The 16845-nt window shown below is 63.7% G+C and carries 15 protein-coding genes; 4 read left to right on the top strand and 11 right to left on the bottom strand.

All coding sequences use genetic code 11. The features are described from left to right. Positions 1-2 precede the first annotated feature (2 nt). The 7 genes from NKH33_RS01845 to mtnK form a co-directional block, all read right to left on the bottom strand. Positions 3-2312, bottom strand: coding sequence for a xanthine dehydrogenase family protein molybdopterin-binding subunit (locus tag NKH33_RS01845; RefSeq protein WP_352542230.1), 2310 nt, complete (start codon positions 2310-2312; stop codon positions 3-5). A gap of 97 nt (positions 2313-2409) precedes the next feature. After that, positions 2410-2880, bottom strand: coding sequence for a nuclear transport factor 2 family protein (locus tag NKH33_RS01840; protein ID WP_352503006.1), 471 nt, complete (start codon positions 2878-2880; stop codon positions 2410-2412). Positions 2881-2951: 71 nt separating this feature from the next. Next, positions 2952-3938 (bottom strand): FAD binding domain-containing protein, encoded by a 987-nt coding sequence (locus NKH33_RS01835; RefSeq protein WP_352918048.1) that lies wholly within the window; start codon positions 3936-3938, stop codon positions 2952-2954. Positions 3939-3941: 3 nt separating this feature from the next. Continuing rightward, complete coding sequence (locus NKH33_RS01830) at positions 3942-4601, bottom strand: 2Fe-2S iron-sulfur cluster-binding protein (RefSeq protein WP_352918047.1); 660 nt, start codon at positions 4599-4601, stop codon at positions 3942-3944. Between the two features lie 130 nt (positions 4602-4731). Further along, positions 4732-5616: a helix-turn-helix domain-containing protein gene (locus NKH33_RS01825; RefSeq protein ID WP_031211585.1), complete on the bottom strand. Its 885-nt coding sequence runs from the start codon at positions 5614-5616 to the stop codon at positions 4732-4734. A 181-nt stretch (positions 5617-5797) separates the two neighbouring features. Continuing rightward, positions 5798-6892, bottom strand: a complete 1095-nt coding sequence (mtnA, locus tag NKH33_RS01820) for an S-methyl-5-thioribose-1-phosphate isomerase (RefSeq protein WP_352612266.1) — start codon at positions 6890-6892, stop codon at positions 5798-5800. Continuing rightward, complete coding sequence (gene mtnK, locus NKH33_RS01815) at positions 6889-8160, bottom strand: S-methyl-5-thioribose kinase (RefSeq protein WP_352918045.1); 1272 nt, start codon at positions 8158-8160, stop codon at positions 6889-6891. Before mtnK ends, mtnA begins: the two co-directional genes overlap by 4 nt. A gap of 134 nt (positions 8161-8294) precedes the next feature. Here mtnK and NKH33_RS01810 point away from each other — a divergent pair, with 134 nt between their 5' ends. From NKH33_RS01810 to NKH33_RS01795, 4 genes are all read left to right on the top strand, one after another. After that, on the top strand, positions 8295-9806 hold the full coding sequence (locus NKH33_RS01810; RefSeq protein ID WP_352918043.1) for a sugar ABC transporter ATP-binding protein: 1512 nt from the start codon (positions 8295-8297) through the stop codon (positions 9804-9806). Positions 9807-9889: 83 nt separating this feature from the next. After that, complete coding sequence (locus NKH33_RS01805) at positions 9890-10885, top strand: ABC transporter permease (protein WP_352918042.1); 996 nt, start codon at positions 9890-9892, stop codon at positions 10883-10885. 46 nt (positions 10886-10931) lie between these two features. After that, on the top strand, positions 10932-11987 hold the full coding sequence (locus NKH33_RS01800; RefSeq protein WP_352472282.1) for a substrate-binding domain-containing protein: 1056 nt from the start codon (positions 10932-10934) through the stop codon (positions 11985-11987). Positions 11988-12145: 158 nt separating this feature from the next. Continuing rightward, entirely contained in the window at positions 12146-12988 is an 843-nt protein-coding gene (locus NKH33_RS01795; protein WP_352918098.1) for an acyl-CoA thioester hydrolase/BAAT C-terminal domain-containing protein, read from the top strand. Positions 12989-13017: 29 nt separating this feature from the next. Here the strand turns inward: NKH33_RS01795 and NKH33_RS01790 are convergent, their stop codons facing one another. The 4 genes from NKH33_RS01790 to NKH33_RS01775 form a co-directional block, all read right to left on the bottom strand. Beyond that, on the bottom strand, positions 13018-13290 hold the full coding sequence (locus NKH33_RS01790) for a type II toxin-antitoxin system RelE/ParE family toxin (protein WP_352918040.1): 273 nt from the start codon (positions 13288-13290) through the stop codon (positions 13018-13020). Between the two features lies 1 nt (position 13291). Beyond that, positions 13292-13549 (bottom strand): type II toxin-antitoxin system RelB/DinJ family antitoxin, encoded by a 258-nt coding sequence (locus tag NKH33_RS01785; RefSeq protein ID WP_352918038.1) that lies wholly within the window; start codon positions 13547-13549, stop codon positions 13292-13294. A 72-nt stretch (positions 13550-13621) separates the two neighbouring features. Beyond that, positions 13622-15676 (bottom strand): bifunctional aldolase/short-chain dehydrogenase, encoded by a 2055-nt coding sequence (locus NKH33_RS01780; protein ID WP_352918037.1) that lies wholly within the window; start codon positions 15674-15676, stop codon positions 13622-13624. Between the two features lie 81 nt (positions 15677-15757). Then, complete coding sequence (locus NKH33_RS01775; protein ID WP_352472287.1) at positions 15758-16723, bottom strand: sugar-binding transcriptional regulator; 966 nt, start codon at positions 16721-16723, stop codon at positions 15758-15760. Between the last annotated feature and the right edge of the window lie 122 nt (positions 16724-16845).

Here is a 16845-nt window from a genome sequence, read left to right as displayed (position 1 = left end):
CGTCAAATAGCGATCACAGGTAAGGCAGGCAGCACCTTGTCCAAGGTGATGGGAAATTCACGCACTCGCACGCCGGCCGCGTTGTAAACGGCGTTGGCGACAGCAGCCCCCGCACCGCACACGCCGAGCTCGCCGAGACCCTTTGCGCCAAGCGGGTTGGCCTTGTCGTCGTCTTCCTCGAGGAAGGCGACCTCCATATCGGGGACATCGCCATTGACCGGCACATGATACTCGGCAAGATCGTGATTGACGAAGTGGCCGTAGCGCGGGTCGAGCACCGTCTGCTCCATCAGCGCTGCACCGATCCCCCAGGTCATGCCGCCGATGATTTGCGAGCGCGCGGTCTTGGCGTTGAGGATACGGCCCGCGCCGATCACAGCCAGCATCCGGCGCATGCGGATTTCACCGGTATCGCAATCGACAGCGACCTCTGCGAAATGCGCGCCATAGGAATGCTGCGAATAGGTCTTGTATGACTGGGTGGTGGCGCCCGCGGCTACGGAGCCTTCGGCTTCGAGCCCGTCGGGAGAGATCCCTCGGATAAGATCGGCCAGGCTCGCCGATCGCTGGCCGACCCTGACCTCGCCGTCGGCAAAGCTTGCCTCGGTGGCGTTCGCGCCGCGCAACGGCGAGGCTTCGTTCGACTGCGCCGCCTCCAGGATCTGTTTCTTGAGGATGTTGCACGCATCATGCAAGGCCGAACCCGCGCTTGCTGCGCCCCAGGATCCGCCGGAGCCGGCGGTACGCGGGAAGCGGCTGTCGCCGAGCTCCACCTTGACGGACGAGATCGGCAGGCCGAGGCTCTCGGCGGCAATCTGAGTCAGGATCGTATAGGTGCCGGTCCCAATATCGGTCATGTCGAGCCGCGCCGTCACCCGACCGTCCCGGTCGATCGCAACCCGCGCCGTCGCCGCGCCGATATAGTTCGGACGGATCGCCGCCGCCATGCCGTGGCCGATAAGCTTGCGGCCCTCCCGAGTTCGGCCCGGTGTCGGGTTTCTCCGCTCCCAGCCGAAACGGCGGGCGCCTTCCTCCATGCAGGCGACGAGATTGCGGGTGGAGAACGGCACGCCGCGCTCGGGATCCTGTGCCGGTTCGTTGCGGATCCTGAGTTCGATCGGGTCCAGACCGGCGCGCTCGGCGAGCTCATCCATGGCGCATTCGAAAGCCAGCATGCCGGGCGCTTCGCCGGGCGAGCGCATCCATTCGCCGCGGTTGATGTCCAGCGGAACCAGGCGATGGCGGGTGAGACGGTTCGGCGCCGCGTAGAGCGAGCGCGCAAAAACTGCCGTTTGTTCGCAGTACTCCTCGAAGCTGGACGTTGCCGACCAGACATCGTGCGCGATCCCGGTGAGCCGCCCGTCAGTGTCCGCGCCGAGACGTACCTGTTGGACCATCTCTGCGCGATGACCGGCATTGGCGAACATCTGTTGTCGCGTCAGCGCGATCTTCACGGGGCGCTGCAGCACCTGCGCTGCAAGTGCGGCCAGGATCGTGTCGGCATGGGCAATCAGCTTGGAGCCGAAGCCTCCGCCGATGAAGGGGCTGACGATGCGCACTCGCTCGAGCGGGATGCGAAGCGTGCTGGCGACCCCGGCCCGGAAGTTCGCGAGGGTCTGCGCCGATGTTCGGATCGTCAGCTCGTTGCCTGACCAGGCAGCAAGCGTCGCATGCGGCTCCATCGGATTGTGATGTTCGAAGGGGGTCCCGTAAGTGGAATCGATCTTGATCGGCGCCGTCGCAAAGGCGCGCTCGAAGTCGCCGACCACGCTGTCGGTCTCGAAGCCGGCATTGGTCCGCTTTGGCGCGTAGGCGTCGGCGATATGTCCCGGTAGATCGTAGAGGCCCGGCTCCTCGTCGTAGCGTACTCTGATGAGGCCCGCAGCAGCGCGCGCCGCCTCGAACGTCTCCGCAACGACCAGCGCGACCGGCTCGTCGTAATACCGTACCTGATCGCTGTTGAGCGCGGGCCGGGGGCGCGCGAAGACCTCCGGCACCGTTGGCGTGACCGTTGGGCCGAAATCCGGCTGGGCCGGCGCATTCCGGTGCGTCATGACGAGCAGCACTGCCGGCGCCCGTTCGGCTTCGGCCGTGTCGATCTCGGCGATGCGGCCCTTGGCGACGGAGGCGCCGAGAATGTAGCCATAGGCTGTACCATCCAGCTCATTCTCGTAAGCGTATGTGGCGCCGCCCGTCACTTTGAGCGGACCGTCGATGCGGTCGATCGGCCGCCCGATGATGCCAGCATCGGCACGAGGTTTCACCCTTGAATGGGTGGCGGAGCCGGGCAGTCCGGGTATGGTCTCGTTCATAAGTCACCTAAAGATTTTTCATCTGGAGTTCGGAGGCATCGAGGCCGCGACGACGCGCTTCCTCGCACCTTCATGTTCGTCGCGCGGGGGCCGGAGCTCACGCGGCGATCTCGCCGAAATACTCGCGAAACTCGACCAGCCTCCCTGTTGGGCCGGCTCGCATGAAGATCGCATGCAGGCCAGTGTAGGGCGCGCCACCGATTGTCCCGCTCCCGCGATCGCAGACAATGACCCAGTCGGCGGCGAAGAGCTTGAGATCGACGGTCGATTTCGTGATCCTGTTCCCCTGCGCTTGATGCGCGGCGGTCCAGGCTGCGAGTGCCCGTTTGCCCTCTGGCGGTCCGTGTCGGCCTCGTTGCTCGCCGACAGGGAATTGGAAGGTCATCGTCTCATCGCAACAGTCAAGGAATGCCGTCCAGTCGCCAGAGGCCCAGCCGGCAAAGAAGGCGTCTACCGCGGCCTCGAGCCCGTGACGAGCTCCCGGGTCGGATGTGGCGCCCCAGGCTGTGGCGGCAGAGACGAGAAGGCCGCCACCCGCGGCGGCAACGGCGCGTCGCGTGAGTTTCATATCGATCTCCTGCTCGGCGCCGGCATCTGGGAACAGCGGTTCGGGGTCGTCGTCTCTGTCATCGCATCGCCTCATGCAGTCTCGGCGGCAGCAGCCAGCGTGTGCCGTATCGTCCGTTTCGCCAGCGGGATCTTGAAACCATTGGCGCCATGACCGACGGCTCCGGCGAGCGCGGCTTCGGCCGCGTCGCTAAAGGCGCCGTCGGATGCCGCCGCGCCTGCGAGCGTCCGCTCCGCCTCCGTCGCGCGCCAGGGTTTCGCTGCCACGCCGCCCATGGCGATCCGAGCGCTTCGGATACGGTCGCCGCTTTTCTCGACGATTGCTGCCACCGACACCAGCGCGAAGGCGTAGGAAGCACGGTCGCGCACCTTGCGGTAAACCTGTCGACCGGGTGGCGGCGGCGGCAGGGCAACCGCAACGACTATTTCGCCGTGGCCGAGCACGGTCTCCACCTGGGGCGTCGCCTCGGGCAATCGATGGAAATCGCCGATCGGGATCGTGCGGGTCTCGCCGCCGGGCGAGACGGTCTCGATCCTGGCGTCGAGCCCGGACATGGCGACCGCCATGTCGGAGGGATGGACCGCGATGCAGGCTTCGCTCGCGCCGAGTACGGCGTGCATGCGATTGAAGCCCTGAAGTGCCGCGCAGCCCGAACCCGGCTGGCGCTTGTTGCAGGGCATGTTGCGGTCGTAGAAATAGGGACAGCGCGTGCGCTGCAGGAGATTGCCGCTGGTCGAGGCCTTGTTGCGTATCTGTCCGGACGCTCCCGCCAGCAGCGCTTGCGTGAGCATCGGATAGCGCGACCTTACCCGCGGGTCGGCGGCAAGATCGCTATTGCGGACCTGGGCGCCGACCCGAAGCCCGCCTTCCGCCGTCTCCTCGATCCGATCAAGCGGCAGCCGGCTGATGTCGACGAGATGCGCTGGGCGCTCGATCTCGAGCTTCATCAGGTCGAGCAGGTTGGTGCCGCCGCTGATGAACTTGGCGTCCGGCCGGGCCGCAACCGCGGCCACCGCCTGCTCAGCACTCGCCGCACGTTCATAAGTGAAGGACTGCATTGCTCATGCCTCCTCTGCCGCGTCGCGGATTGCGGCGACAATGTTCGGATAGGCGGCGCAACGGCAGATGTTGCCGCTCATCCGCTCGCGGATCTCGGCATCGGTGAGAGCGACGGAAGCCGCTGCCACGTCGGCGCTCGCATGGCTTGGCCAGCCGGCCCGCGCCTCGCCCAGCATGCCAACCGCCGAGCAGATCTGGCCTGGCGTACAGTAGCCGCACTGGAAACCGTCGCGGGCGATGAAGGCGGCCTGGACCGGATGCAGCCGGTCACCCTCGGCAAGGCCCTCGATAGTGGTGATCTCGTCGCCTTCATGCATTGCGGCAAGCGTCAGGCAAGAATTGATCCGGCGCCCATCGACGAGCACCGTGCATGCGCCGCACTGGCCGTGGTCGCAGCCCTTCTTCGAGCCGGTGAGGCCGAGATGGTTGCGCAGGGCGTCGAGCAGCGTCGTCCGCGGGTCGAGCTCGACGGCAAGATCCTTCGCGTTGATCCGTAACGACATCGTCATCGTCGGTAGCGGCGAGGACGATGCAGCCGCCGTGACGGTCTCGGCCGGCTCGGCGTCAACCGGTAGTCCGGTAGCCAGGAGCACCCCGGTCGCAACACCGCCTTCCAATACCATCCGGCGCGTCGGCCCGCTCCTGTTGTCCGTTTTGGCCATGCATGATCTCCCAGCCGCAATGAGGCGCAGACGGCAACTTGACCCGAGCGAACCCTCGGGTTCTGTCACCCAACGACACTGGAGGTGGGAGTGCGGGCGGCGGCTTTCTTTCAAGAAACCGGCGGCACTATCAGGATTCTGGAGAAGAATTCACCCGATAGGCACGAGGCGTCATGCCCCTCAGACGTCGGAAGGTCGTGGTGAAGTGGCTCTGGCTTGAGAAGCCGAGCCGAAAGGCAATGACACCGATCGACAAACCCGTTTCGCGCAGTAGCGCCTCCGCTCGCCGCACCCGTTCCTCGATCACATAGGCGTAGGGTGCAAGGCCGGTCGTCGCCTTGAAGCGACGCGCAAAACTGTCGACGGCCATGCCCGCGGCGGCTGCCAGCTCACTTAGCGAAATGTCGGAATTCATATGCGCATCGATGTAATCCCGAACGCGACCAAGTGCCCGGCGGCTGAGACAGCCGTGACGTACAAACCGCGGTTGCTCCCGGCTCAGGTTGGCCACGCGGAGACTGACGAGGGCGACCAGATGCTCGACATAGGCAGTGTCTGGCTTGTGGCCGAGTGCCATCTCGTCACGAAGCGAACTCAAGAGCGTGGCGACGACCGCGTCTTTCTTGTTTACCAGTATAGGCAGGTTCCTCAGGCGTTCGCATCCGGGAAGCCCGATATCGGGATCGATCCACAGGGCTGAATAGGAGAGGTTTACATCGCGATAGAAGCCCTGTCGTTCCGCGCCTGCCGGGACGAAGGTGAGGGCTCCGGGACGGTCCATTCCGTCGTAAAGGGATCGTGCCTCGTGCCGGATGGATGTATGGGACGTGCCGCCTTCTTCGGTCAGCACGATCAGATGATGAGGGGCTGTCCAGCGGAGCTCCGCCTCCCGGCACGCCCACCGCCGGTTGTCGAAGACGATCGAGGAGCTGACCCATGATGCGGTTTGCAGGGGCTCCGACTTCTCGTCCTGGCTCCGAACCCGTCCGTCACCAAGCAACGGTCTGAATGACATCGCGGTATCCCGCTGGTTCACTCGCCGAGCCGTGGGCAGCCCCGGCTTCGAGCGTTGGGCGCCGCCCCGCCGCTACGCATCCGGCCGTCCATGTGGGACAGGCAACGGGCGTTTTTAACCGTGCCGTGTTCAAGAAATCGTGAGATCAGGCAAATCCGGAGCGCCCTCCCGGAAAAGCCGATCATCCGCGCTCGGGAAACATCACCCTCAGGCCTTCGCGCGAGGCCGTAGCGACACCGCGTTCGGTGATCAAGCCGGTGACCAGCCGCGCCGGCGTCACGTCGAAGGCCGGATTGGCCGCCGGCGTGCCTTCCGGGGATACGCGGACCTGGGCGATCTCGCCGGAAGCGGTCTTGCCCCAGACCAGTGAGACCTCGTCGGGCGAGCGCTGTTCGATCGGGATGTCGGCCAGCCCGTCGCCCACGGTCCAGTCGATCGTCGGCGACGGCAGCGCGACATAGAACGGCACGTCGTTGTCGGCGGCGGCGAGCGCCTTGAGATAGGTACCGATCTTATTGCAGACATCGCCGTCGGCGGTGGTCCTGTCGGTGCCGACGACGACCATGTCGATCTGGCCGCGCTGCATCAGATGGCCGCCGGCGTTGTCGACGATGAGCGTATGCGGCACGCCGTGGCCGGCCATCTCCCAGGCGGTCAATTGGGCACCCTGGTTGCGGGGTCGCGTTTCGTCGACATAGACATGGACTGGAATACCGGCTTCCGTCGCCAGATAGATCGGCGCGGTGGCGGTGCCGTAGTCGACGGTGGCCAGCCAGCCGGCATTGCAGTGGGTCAGGATATTGACTGGTTCGCCCGGCTGCTTGCGCGCCGCGATCGCCTTGATGATTTCGAGCCCATGGGCGCCGATGGCGCGGTTGAGGCCGACATCCTCGTCGGCGATCTCGCCGGCACGCCGATAGGCAGCCGCGGCACGTTCTGCCAGCGGAAGCGTCAGCAGAAAGCGCTGCATTTCGTTCAGCGCCCAGCGCAAATTGATCGCCGTCGGGCGCGTTTCGTGCAAGGTTGCCCAGACGGCGTCGAGTGCTGCGTCCGACGGATCGTCGGCCATCTGCATGGCGACGCCATAGGCGGCGGTGACGCCGATCAGCGGCGCCCCGCGCACCCACATGTCGCGGATTGCCGTGGCGATGCCGGCGACGGTATCGATCTTTTCGATACGGAAATCATGCGGCAGCCAGCGCTGGTCGATGATCTCCACCGAACGCCCGTCGTCACTCGGCCAGATGGTGCGGTAGTGGCGGTCGCCGACGTTCAAATCCTGCTCTCCCGTTCGATCAGCGCGGCCAACCGGTTGACCTCGTCGATGCTGTGGATCTGGCGCCGGTTGACGGCGAGATGACGGCCGAATTTCAGCGCCTTTGCCTCACATCTGGCGCGCAGATCCGGATCGGCAATGGTCTCGAAATCGGCATTGTGGGCAAGGCCGAGAATTCGCCGGTGAACCTCGACGCCGGCAAAGCCGAGCAGATCGGTCCAGATCGAATTCAGCATGTGGTCTAGCGCCTGCTCGGCGCCAAGCCTGTCGCCCTGATCTTCGAACAGGCTCTTCTGGTAGAGCATGCCGGTACGCTCGGTTCGCCACAGATGCGAGAACTCGGCGCGAAACACCGACCATGTCTCGACCGTAACGCCGATCAGATAGTCACGCATGGCGTCGCGGCTTCCGTCCTGTTCATGGCCGCGCTGCGAGAAGAACGCCATCCAGAAGTTGGCGAGCAGCATGCCGACGTCGAAGGCGATCGGCCCGTAGAAGGCGAATTCGGGGTCGATCATCCTCGTTTCGGTGTCGGTGACCATGATCGAGCCGGAATGCAGGTCGCCATGCAGCAGCGTCTCGGCATTGGCAGCGAAGATGTGCTTCATGCGCTGCGCCTCGACCTTGAGGTCGCGGTCGGCGCGCAGCTCGGCAACAATGCCGTCGAGCTGCGGGCTGGTGTGCCGGTTCATCTTGGCACCGAAATACGGATCCGAGAAAACCAGGTTCTCGGTGATGTCGCAGAGTTCGACATTGTCGGCGAACAGCGCCAGATCGGCCTTGCGGTCCTTGGTCGCCATATGCAGGTCCGAGCCGCGAAACAACGTGCGGGCCATGAACAAGCCGATGTCTGTCGCGATGTTGGGCAATTGCCGGCCTTCGATCAGCGCCCGCCGCAGGATAATGTGCGGCGACAGATACTCCATGATGATCAGCGCCTGGCCTTCGTCGAAGTGATAGATATCGGGCACCGAACCCGGCGCCCGCGCCTGTTGCCGCGTCAGCGCATGGTATTCGAAGAAGGAGCGTTTTAGCGGCAGCGGCCAGCTGTCGCCGACCAGCCGGACGTAGGGCAGGGCCTGCTTGACGACGGCCGCACCCTCAGCACCCTCGACGATGAACACCAGGTTCAGATTGCCGTCGCCGACTTCACGAACCTTCCACTGGCTCGTATCCTTGCCGATCTGCGAACACAGGGCCTCGTTGGCACCGAGACGGCCCGCCAGTGTCTCGACCGACAGTGCTTCGAACGGCGATTTCCCAGTCATCCTCACCTCCGCTCATGTGCTCCGATGATAGCGGAGCCAACGCGGTCGGGCCAAGCTAGGAAGCCTGCTGGCAATTGTCAATCGTGTTGACAATTGCCGATATAGCCCATAGCGTCATGTTCAGGGAGGAACGAATGGGCAATGATGCCGTGTTCCGCGTCGACGGCCTGAGGAAATCCTTTGGCCATATCGAGGTGCTTGGCGGCGTCTCGCTCGAATTGCGTGCCGGCGAAGTGACCGTGCTGATGGGCGCCAACGGCGCCGGCAAATCCACCCTCGTCAAGATCATCAGTGGTGTCTACGACCATGGCGGCGGCACGATGTCGCTTGCCGGTCACGTGTTCGACCCGAAAACGCCGGCGGAGGCGATCCGCGCCGGCGTCGTTACCGTCCACCAGAACATCAATGACGGTGTCGTCGCCGACCTCGATGTCGCCACCAACCTTACCCTCGACAGGCTGAGCGGCAGCGGCGTGCCGACCCTGTTCAATCCAGGCCGGGTGCGTCGCGAGGCAAAGGCGGTGGCCCACCGCATGGGACTGGCCATCGACCTCAAGGCCCGGATCAGCGATCTCTCTCTGGCCGACCGCCAGATGGTGGCGATCGCCCGCGCCATGGCGCACCGGCCGAAAGTGCTGATCCTCGACGAGCCGACCTCCTCGCTGTCCAGCGCCGAAGCCGACCGGCTGTTCGCGCTGCTCGACCGGCTTCGCCAGCAAGGCGTGGCCATCCTCTACATCTCGCACCGCATGTCGGATATCAGACGGCTTGCCGATCGCATCATTTCGATGCGCGATGGGGTTATCTCAGGTATCTTCGACAAGAAGCCGCTGGATTACGAAGGTCCGGTCAACGCCATGCTCGGCCGCAAGATCCAGCTCGAGCGGATCGTCGCCAGGAATTCGGCCAAAGCAATTTTCACTGCCGACGCGCTGCGGATTGCTGAAGGCGCCAGGCCGATCTCGCTGACCCTCGGCGATGGCGAGGTCGTTGCCATCACCGGCCTTGTCGGTGTCGGCAAGACCGTGCTCGCCGAGACGCTGTTCGGCCTGCGCCAGCCGCTGGCCGGGACCATGGTGCTGAACGGGAAACCCTATGCTCCGGCATCGACCGGCGAAGCGATTGCCGCCGGTGTGTTTCTCGTCGCCAAGGACCGGGGCGAAAACGGCATCGTCGGCGACTTCAACATCCAGGAGAATATCAGCCTGCCGTTCCACAGCCGCATGTCGCGTCTCGGTGTTCTCAAACGCCGTATCGAACGCGCCATTGCCCGCCAGCAGATCCAGGAGCTCGGCATCGTCTGCCGCTCGGAGAGGGACGAGATGGCGTCGCTTTCCGGCGGCAATCAGCAGAAGGTGATGGTCGCCCGCTGGATGTCGCAGGCGGCAAGGCTTTTCATCCTCGACGAGCCCTTTCAGGGCGTCGACATTTCGGCTAGGCGCGACATCGCCGCCAAGCTGCGGGCCAGCGCCCACGGCCGCGCGACGCTGCTGTTCGTCACCGAACTCGACGAAGCCCTGGAGACGGCCGATCGCATCCTGGTGATGTCGGAGCAGACGATCGTCGGCGAGCACCGCAATACCGATGTCGATCTCGAGCGTCTGCTGGCCGAAGTGGCGGGCGGGCCGTTGCACAGCGCAGCCTGACGGCGGGATGACGATGAGAATTGGAATGGAGAGGGCATGAATTCGGGTTGGATAAAGACGGTGCCGGCGTGCGGGAGCGCTGAATGATCCTGCGCGACAATGCTATTCGCTACGGCTTCATCGTTCTGTTGTTCGGGCTGATCGCCTATTTCGCCGTCGCTGCCGATGGTTTCGTCTCGCCGCAAAGTGCTGTCTTCATCCTCCAGTCGGTCGCCATCACCGGCGTTCTGGCGCTCGGCGTCACCGCCACGCTGGTCGTCGGCGGCTTCGACCTGTCGATCGGCTCGGTCGCTACCAGCGCCATGATGGCGGCTGCCTATGTCATGGTGGTGCTGGAGCAGAACGCCGTCATGGCGGTCGTCGTCTGTCTTGTGATCGGCGCCGTGGTCGGCCTGATCAATGGCTGGCTGATCGTCTATATGCGGGTTCCGGACCTTTTGGCGACGCTCGGCATGATGTTCCTGCTTGTCGGCCTGCAGCGCATCCCGACCGAAGGCCGTTCGATCGCCACCGGCATGACCATGCCCGACGGCTCGGTCGCCAACGGCAGCTTCGGCGCCGCGTTCCTGGCGCTTGGCCGCCATCGCTTCGATTTCTTCATCCCGAACCTCATTCCGGTGTCGGTCGTCGTTCTGCTCGTGCTGGCGGTGCTGATCTGGTTTTTTCTCGAATACACGCGTTTCGGGCGCATGATGTATGCGGTCGGCAGCAACGAACGCGCCGCAGAACTCGCCGGCGCGCCTGTCAAGGCATACAAAATCTGGGCCTACGTTATTTCGGGAGTTTTTGCCTCGATCGGCGGCATTTTGCTCGCTGCCCGGCTTGGACGCGGCGACATCGCCTCGGGTAATAATCTGTTGCTCGACGCGGTGGCTGCGGCACTCATCGGTTACGCGGTTCTCGGCGCCGCCAAGCCGAACGCCTTCGGCACGGCTGTCGGCGCGGTGTTTGTCGGCGTGCTGCTGCAAGGCCTGACGATGATGAACGCGCCTTACTACACGCAGGATTTCGTCAAGGGCGTGGTTCTCGTGGTCGCCCTTGTCTTTACCTTCGCCCTTTCCGGCAGGGGCAGGAGATAGGGTTCGACCGGGTCATATTTTGGGTTCAACAAGTGGAGGAAACGACGTGAACATCACAAGAAGGCTTTTGGGGAAGGCAGCGCTCGGGCTTGCCGGCGCAACATTGCTGATGCAGATGCCGGCAATAGCGCAGGACAGGCCGGCGCCGTTCGACAAGCCGGGTGCCGTCAAGATAGCGCTGGTCCGCTATCTCTCGACCGGCGACTTCTTCCAGGCCTACCTTTCCGGCGTCGAGGCGCAGGCCAAGGCGCTCGGTGTCGACCTGCGCGTGCTCGATAGCCGCCAGGACGCGGCGCTTCAGGCGGACATGGTCGACCAGGCTATCGCGCTCGGCGTCCAGGGCATCATCATCCAGCACGGACTGACGGAATCGATGAAGGACGCCGCCCAGCGTGCGGTCGACGCCGGCATCAAGGTTGTCGCCTTCGACGTCAATGTCGAAAACCCCAAGATCCCGCAGATCGAACAGTCCGACCGCGACCTCGCGCGCCTGGCGCTCGAACAGGCGGTCAAGGACAATGGCGAGAGCTGGAAGGCCGGCTATGTCTATGTCGCCGGCATCGCGCCGCTCGACCGCCGCAACGAGACCTGGGTCGAATTCAAGAAGAAATATTCGGGCATCAACGAAGCCGCCATGTTCGGCACGCTCGACAATCCGATCGCCAATTCGGTCGCCAACCAGGCCCGTTCGGTGCTATCGGCCCATCCCGACATCAAGGTGATGTTCGCGCCCTATGACGAATTCGCCAAGGGCGTGAAGATCGCGGTCGACGAGGCGGGGCTGAACAAGGACATCAAGATCTATTCGGCCGACATCTCGACCTCGGATATCGCCGCGATGCGCGAGCCGGACAGCGCCTGGGCGGCAACCGCCGCCACCAACCCGGCCGTCGTCGGCCAGGTCTCGGTGCGTGCGCTGGCGCAGCTCTTGGCCGGCGAGGATCCCGGCCACAACGTCATCGTGCCGCCGACGCTGATCACCCAGAAGGATCTGCTCGACAAGGACATCAAGAACATGGAGGACCTCTCGGCCAAGCTGCCGCAATTCGCCCATGCCGATGTCGCGATGCCGACCTGGATGCCGAACCCGAACGCGAAGTGACTTTCGGCACGAGCAAAACAATAGCCGTCTGCAGCAGCTTGTTGCAGGCGGCCTTTTTGTCGAAGATGTCTGGCGTGCCGGACCGCCGAATTGCAATTGTCGCAGCCGCCGGCTTTGTGGGCCGATTGGACAATCGAAACCCAGGGATTGACGGGTACATGGAGATGCGGGCGGTAGAGGAAAGTCTTACCGGCGCCGTCGCCGGAACATGTTTTCGATGCTTGAAGGCCACCACGGGCGTTGTGGTGTTGGGTGGATCGAGCGGCCGTGTTGACGTCGGTCGCGCGCGGCTCTTTGCAAATGCGGGTGCATCGGCCTTGGCTCTGCAGTGGTTTGGCGGTGAAGGCCAGGTTCCCGGAATATGTGAGATTCCCCTGGAAACGTTCTTTGCGGCAACCGATTATCTCATTGAAACAGGATGCCGTCATATCGTCTATGTGGGCACGTCTAAGGGTGCCGAGGCGTCATTGCTTGCCGCCGTCCATGACCAGCGAATTGATGCGGTGGTCGCGATTAGCCCGTCATCCGTAGTTTGGGGAAATGTCGGTGCGGGCCGCGATGGTGTCAGCTGGCCTGAACGATCCTCATGGTCGCTCGACGGCATCGCGCTGCCGTTTGTGCCGACAGATCCAGATTGGACACCAGAGTATGTCGATGGCCAGGTGTCCTACAGGGGGCTTTTCGAAAGTTGTTTGAAAACGTTCAAGCGGGAAGCGAATGCGGCGACCATCCCTGTTGAGACCGCATCGGCCGAGCTTCTGCTCGTCGCCGGTGGCGGCGATGCACTGTGGCCTTCCGTATCGTTCGCCCGAGATATTGTTGGGCGGCGCGGCGAAGCAGGCAAGGTCACGCATCTCATTTCGTCGCCGGATGCCGGTCACCGCATTCTCTTGCCAGGCGAGAACACACCACGCTCGACTTTGCATGCACACGGAGGCAATGACGAGGCCGATTCAAAGCTGGGCCGAAAGGCTTGGGAAGGCATCCGAGAACTACTTTAGCAAAATTCTCAAATGCGCACCTGTCTCGGCTACTCGTTGAACAGATCGGAATGTGAGCCGGTGCGAGCAAGCTGTAGCTCGTCACCGGCAACACGATAGATCAAGAGCCAGTCCGGTTCTATGTGAGCGTCACGAAAGCCTTTCCAATCGCCTTTCAGCGAGTGGCCCTTATAGCTCGCCGGTAGCTCATCTCCGGCGAGCAGAAGGCCTAGCAGTTCGCGCAATTTACCAAGGTCTTTGCCGCGCTTCTCCGCACGTTTCACGTCCCGGCGGAATTGCCCGGAGCGAACGGGCGTCAGCACGTCAGATGCCCAGATCCTTGAACAACTCATCGGCCGAGGCGAAGCGCTTGCCCTTGCCACGCTCCAATTCCGTCATCGCCTTCCGAGTGATTGCGTTCGGCACTTTCACCGGAAAGGGAAACTCCTTGTCGGCGGCGACGCGGACCAGCAGCAGGCGGATGGCGTCGGAAACGGACAATCCCATTGCCGCCAAGGCCTCCGTTGCCTGATCCTTTGTCGCCGTATCGATCCGAGCGCGGACCACGGTATCCGTTGCCATGTTGTGACTCCTTAAGAGAGCCACAATGTAGCTACAAAATACCAATTACGCAAGTGTGATCCCCGATCGCGCCTACCTCAACGCCGCCGCGATGTTGCCGCCATCGACCGTCGTCACATCGGCGGTGGTCCGCTCGGCCAGCGCCTGATGCAGGAAGGCCTGGGCGACGTCTTCTGCCGTCACTTCCTGCCCGAGCAGGTTGCCCGACATGTACTCCTTCTCCGACACGCCGCGCGCGCCCGAGCGGCTGGCGATCATGGCGTCGGTCAACAGCCCCGAACGGATGCGGTCGGCGTTGACGGCATTGGAGCGGATGCCATGCGCGCCGTAGTCGAGGGCATATTGCCTGGACAAAAACAGCGTTGCCGCCTTGGGAATGCCATAGGCGCCGAACTTCGGCCCCGGATTGACCGCCTGCTTGGAGGTATTGAACAACAGCGCGCCGCCGGTGCCCTGTTCCAGCATGATGCGCACGGCATTCTGCGCCGCCGACTGGTGGGCGAAGAAATTGAGTTCGAAGCTTTTGCGCAAGGTGGCGTCGTCGAGCTCGCCGATCCGGCCCTCCCAGGCAGCACCGGCATTGGACACGAGAATGTCGAGGCCGCCGTAGACGTCGACCGCCTTGTCGAAGGCGGCGCGCATCTGCACCGGATCGGTGATGTCGGCGCCAATGCCGATCGAACCGTTACCGGCCTTTTTTGCCGCCTCGGCAGCCCTTGACCCATCGAGATCGACGACGACGGCATGGGCACCGTTGTCGGCGAACAGCTTTGCCGTGGCAGCACCGATCGCGCCGGCGCCGCCGGTGACCAGCATCACCTGGCCGGTCAGCGGCTTCGGTTTGTTGGCGGCAAGCTTGGCCTGTTCGAGCGACCAGTATTCGAGCGGGAACAGGTCGGCTTTGGAGAGCGGGCGGAAATCGCCTACGGCTTCGGCGCCGCGTACCGCCTCGATCCACATTTCGCCGACGTCGGAGGCGATCTTCGCATCCTTGAGCGTGCGACCGTGGCCGAACATGCCGAGGCCGGGCACCAGCGTCAGCCGCGGCATCGGGTCGAGCATGGTGCGCTTCACGCCGTCGAGCGCATCATTGGTTTCGAAATAGGCGCGATAGTCCTTGGCGAATTTCTCGACATGCTGGCGGATGACGGATTTGTAGTCGCCGACCTTGTCCGCGTCCGGCGCCGGCAGTGCCATCGGTCCGGTCTTGATGCGGATCGACAGGTCGGGTGTCGACACGCCGCGTCCGGCATAGTCGGCAATTTTTGCCGAATTGATGAAATCGACGATCGCATCCGAGGTACGGAAATCGCTGATCATGCGGTCGAAGCGGCCTTCGCCGCGTGCCACCGCCACCGCGCCGCGCAGCATCGGCGCAATCTCCGCGGGCTTGGCCAGCCTGGCCGGCAGTGCCACTTTTTCGGTGCGCGGCTTGCCGTTCCCAGCGATGAAATCCTCGGCGACGTTCACATAATGGATCATCCGGTCATAGGCCTGCCTGGCATCGTCGCCGAAGGTGAAGATGCCGTGCTTGTCGAGGATCAGACCTTCGACCGTCGGATCGGCGTCGAATACATCGGCGGCCGCCTTGGCCAGATCGAAGCCCGGCATGATGTAAGGCACGAATCCCATTTTCGCGCCGAACACCTTCCGGCTCAGCGCTTCACTGTCCTCCTGGTCGACGATGGCCAGGATCGCCGTCGAATGGGTGTGGTCGACGAATTTGTGCGGCAGGAAGGCGTGCAGCAGCGTCTCGACCGAAGGGTTGGGCGAGGACGGATCGATGAGGTTCGCCCGCTGCAGCGCGACCATGTCCTCGTCGGAGAGCTTCTTGAGCGACCGCGCCTTCAACAGCGCGCCGAGCTTGACCGCCGGCAGGCCCTGCGGCTCGATGACGCCCATGTCCCAGCCGCTGCCCTTGACGCAGAGCACGTCCCATTCGTCGCCGACAAGGTCGGTGGCCTTGGTCTTGCACGATGTGTTGCCGCCGCCATGGAGGACGAGCCGCGGCTCGCCGCCCAGCAGCCTGGTCGTATAGACGCGCAGCGCCAGGTCGCGGGCCACACCCTTCTTTGCATAGTCGGCGACCAGCTTCTCCGCCTCGCCGTCATTCCACAGGTTCTTCATGTCAGCTTCGTCCGATTTCTCTTTTATTGTGAACAGGAATACCGCGACGCCTTGATGACAATGCGTCGGCGGCTCTAGGTATCAGGCGACCTCTTTTGCTGCTGCTCCGGCATGGTCGAGCAGCCGTCGCGCCATGCGCGCGCCTACGACCAGATGGGTGCAGAGCCCGCCGGCGATCGCCGCGACGAGCGGTTCGAACTTGCTGTCCTCCTGCACCACCACAAGGCGCTTTTCGATACTGCGCAGCGATGACAGCTCTGCCGAAATCAGCCGGCGGTTGTAGCTGCAGTCGAGCGCCTGGCCTCGGGCGTCGATGATCTGCCCGGCAATGACGCCGGCCGCACCCGCCTTGCGCAATGCAGCCATTTCGCTCTCGGTCAGCGCGCCGCATTTGACCAGATGGCTGTCGGTGTCCACCGAGCCGACCGAATACAGCGCCAGGTCGCACTCACCGATGCCCGACAATTGCTCGCGGATCACCGGCTCGGCGCGCAGGCCGCGTGCCAGTTCTTCCGTCGTCAGCACCAGCGGCGCGTAGAAATTCAGCCCCTTGGCGTTGAGCCGGCGCGCGATTTCCATCGTGCATTGGTCCGGCCGGTACGAATAGGGGGCGCCCAGATTGCCGCAGAGCTGCACCACGGTGACGTCCTGCAGATCGGCATAGGACATGATGTCGGCGATGGTGTAGATGGTCCGCCCCCAGGCGACGCCGATGCGGTCGCCCTTCCTGACCAGCTCGAGAAAGACGCTCGCCGCCAGCACCGCGATGTCGGTCGAGGGGTCGGCGACATAGCCGTTTTCCGGTGCTATCCAGACGGCGTCGAGTTGCAGTGCGTCTTCGAGCTTGCGCGCCAGCACGTCGTCGGTGAAAAGCTGGGTCGAGGTCGAGATGTTGACGATGCCGGTCTCGCGCGCCTTGCGCAGATACATCGCCACCGAGGCACGGGAAATCTTGAGCTGGCTGGCCACCTGGTCCTGGCGCAGGCCGTGTGCATAGTAAAGCCAGGCGGCCTTGTGGATAAGCTGTTCTGCCGGTCGGATCGCCATGCCATCTCCTCACTGACATTATTCACGGCTCTCGACAAAAGTCAAACCTTAGGCTGCGCACCTGATCCGACACCTGGCATTCCGGATGTCAGTAATTGCGCATTTATTGTTATCTCGGTACA

Origin of the sequence: Mesorhizobium sp. M1182 (assembly GCF_040318335.1) — a bacterium.
Lineage (GTDB): Bacteria > Pseudomonadota > Alphaproteobacteria > Rhizobiales > Rhizobiaceae > Mesorhizobium.
The sequence above is the reverse complement of the archived record's forward strand: the minus strand, read 5'-3'. Positions and strand labels throughout refer to the sequence as shown.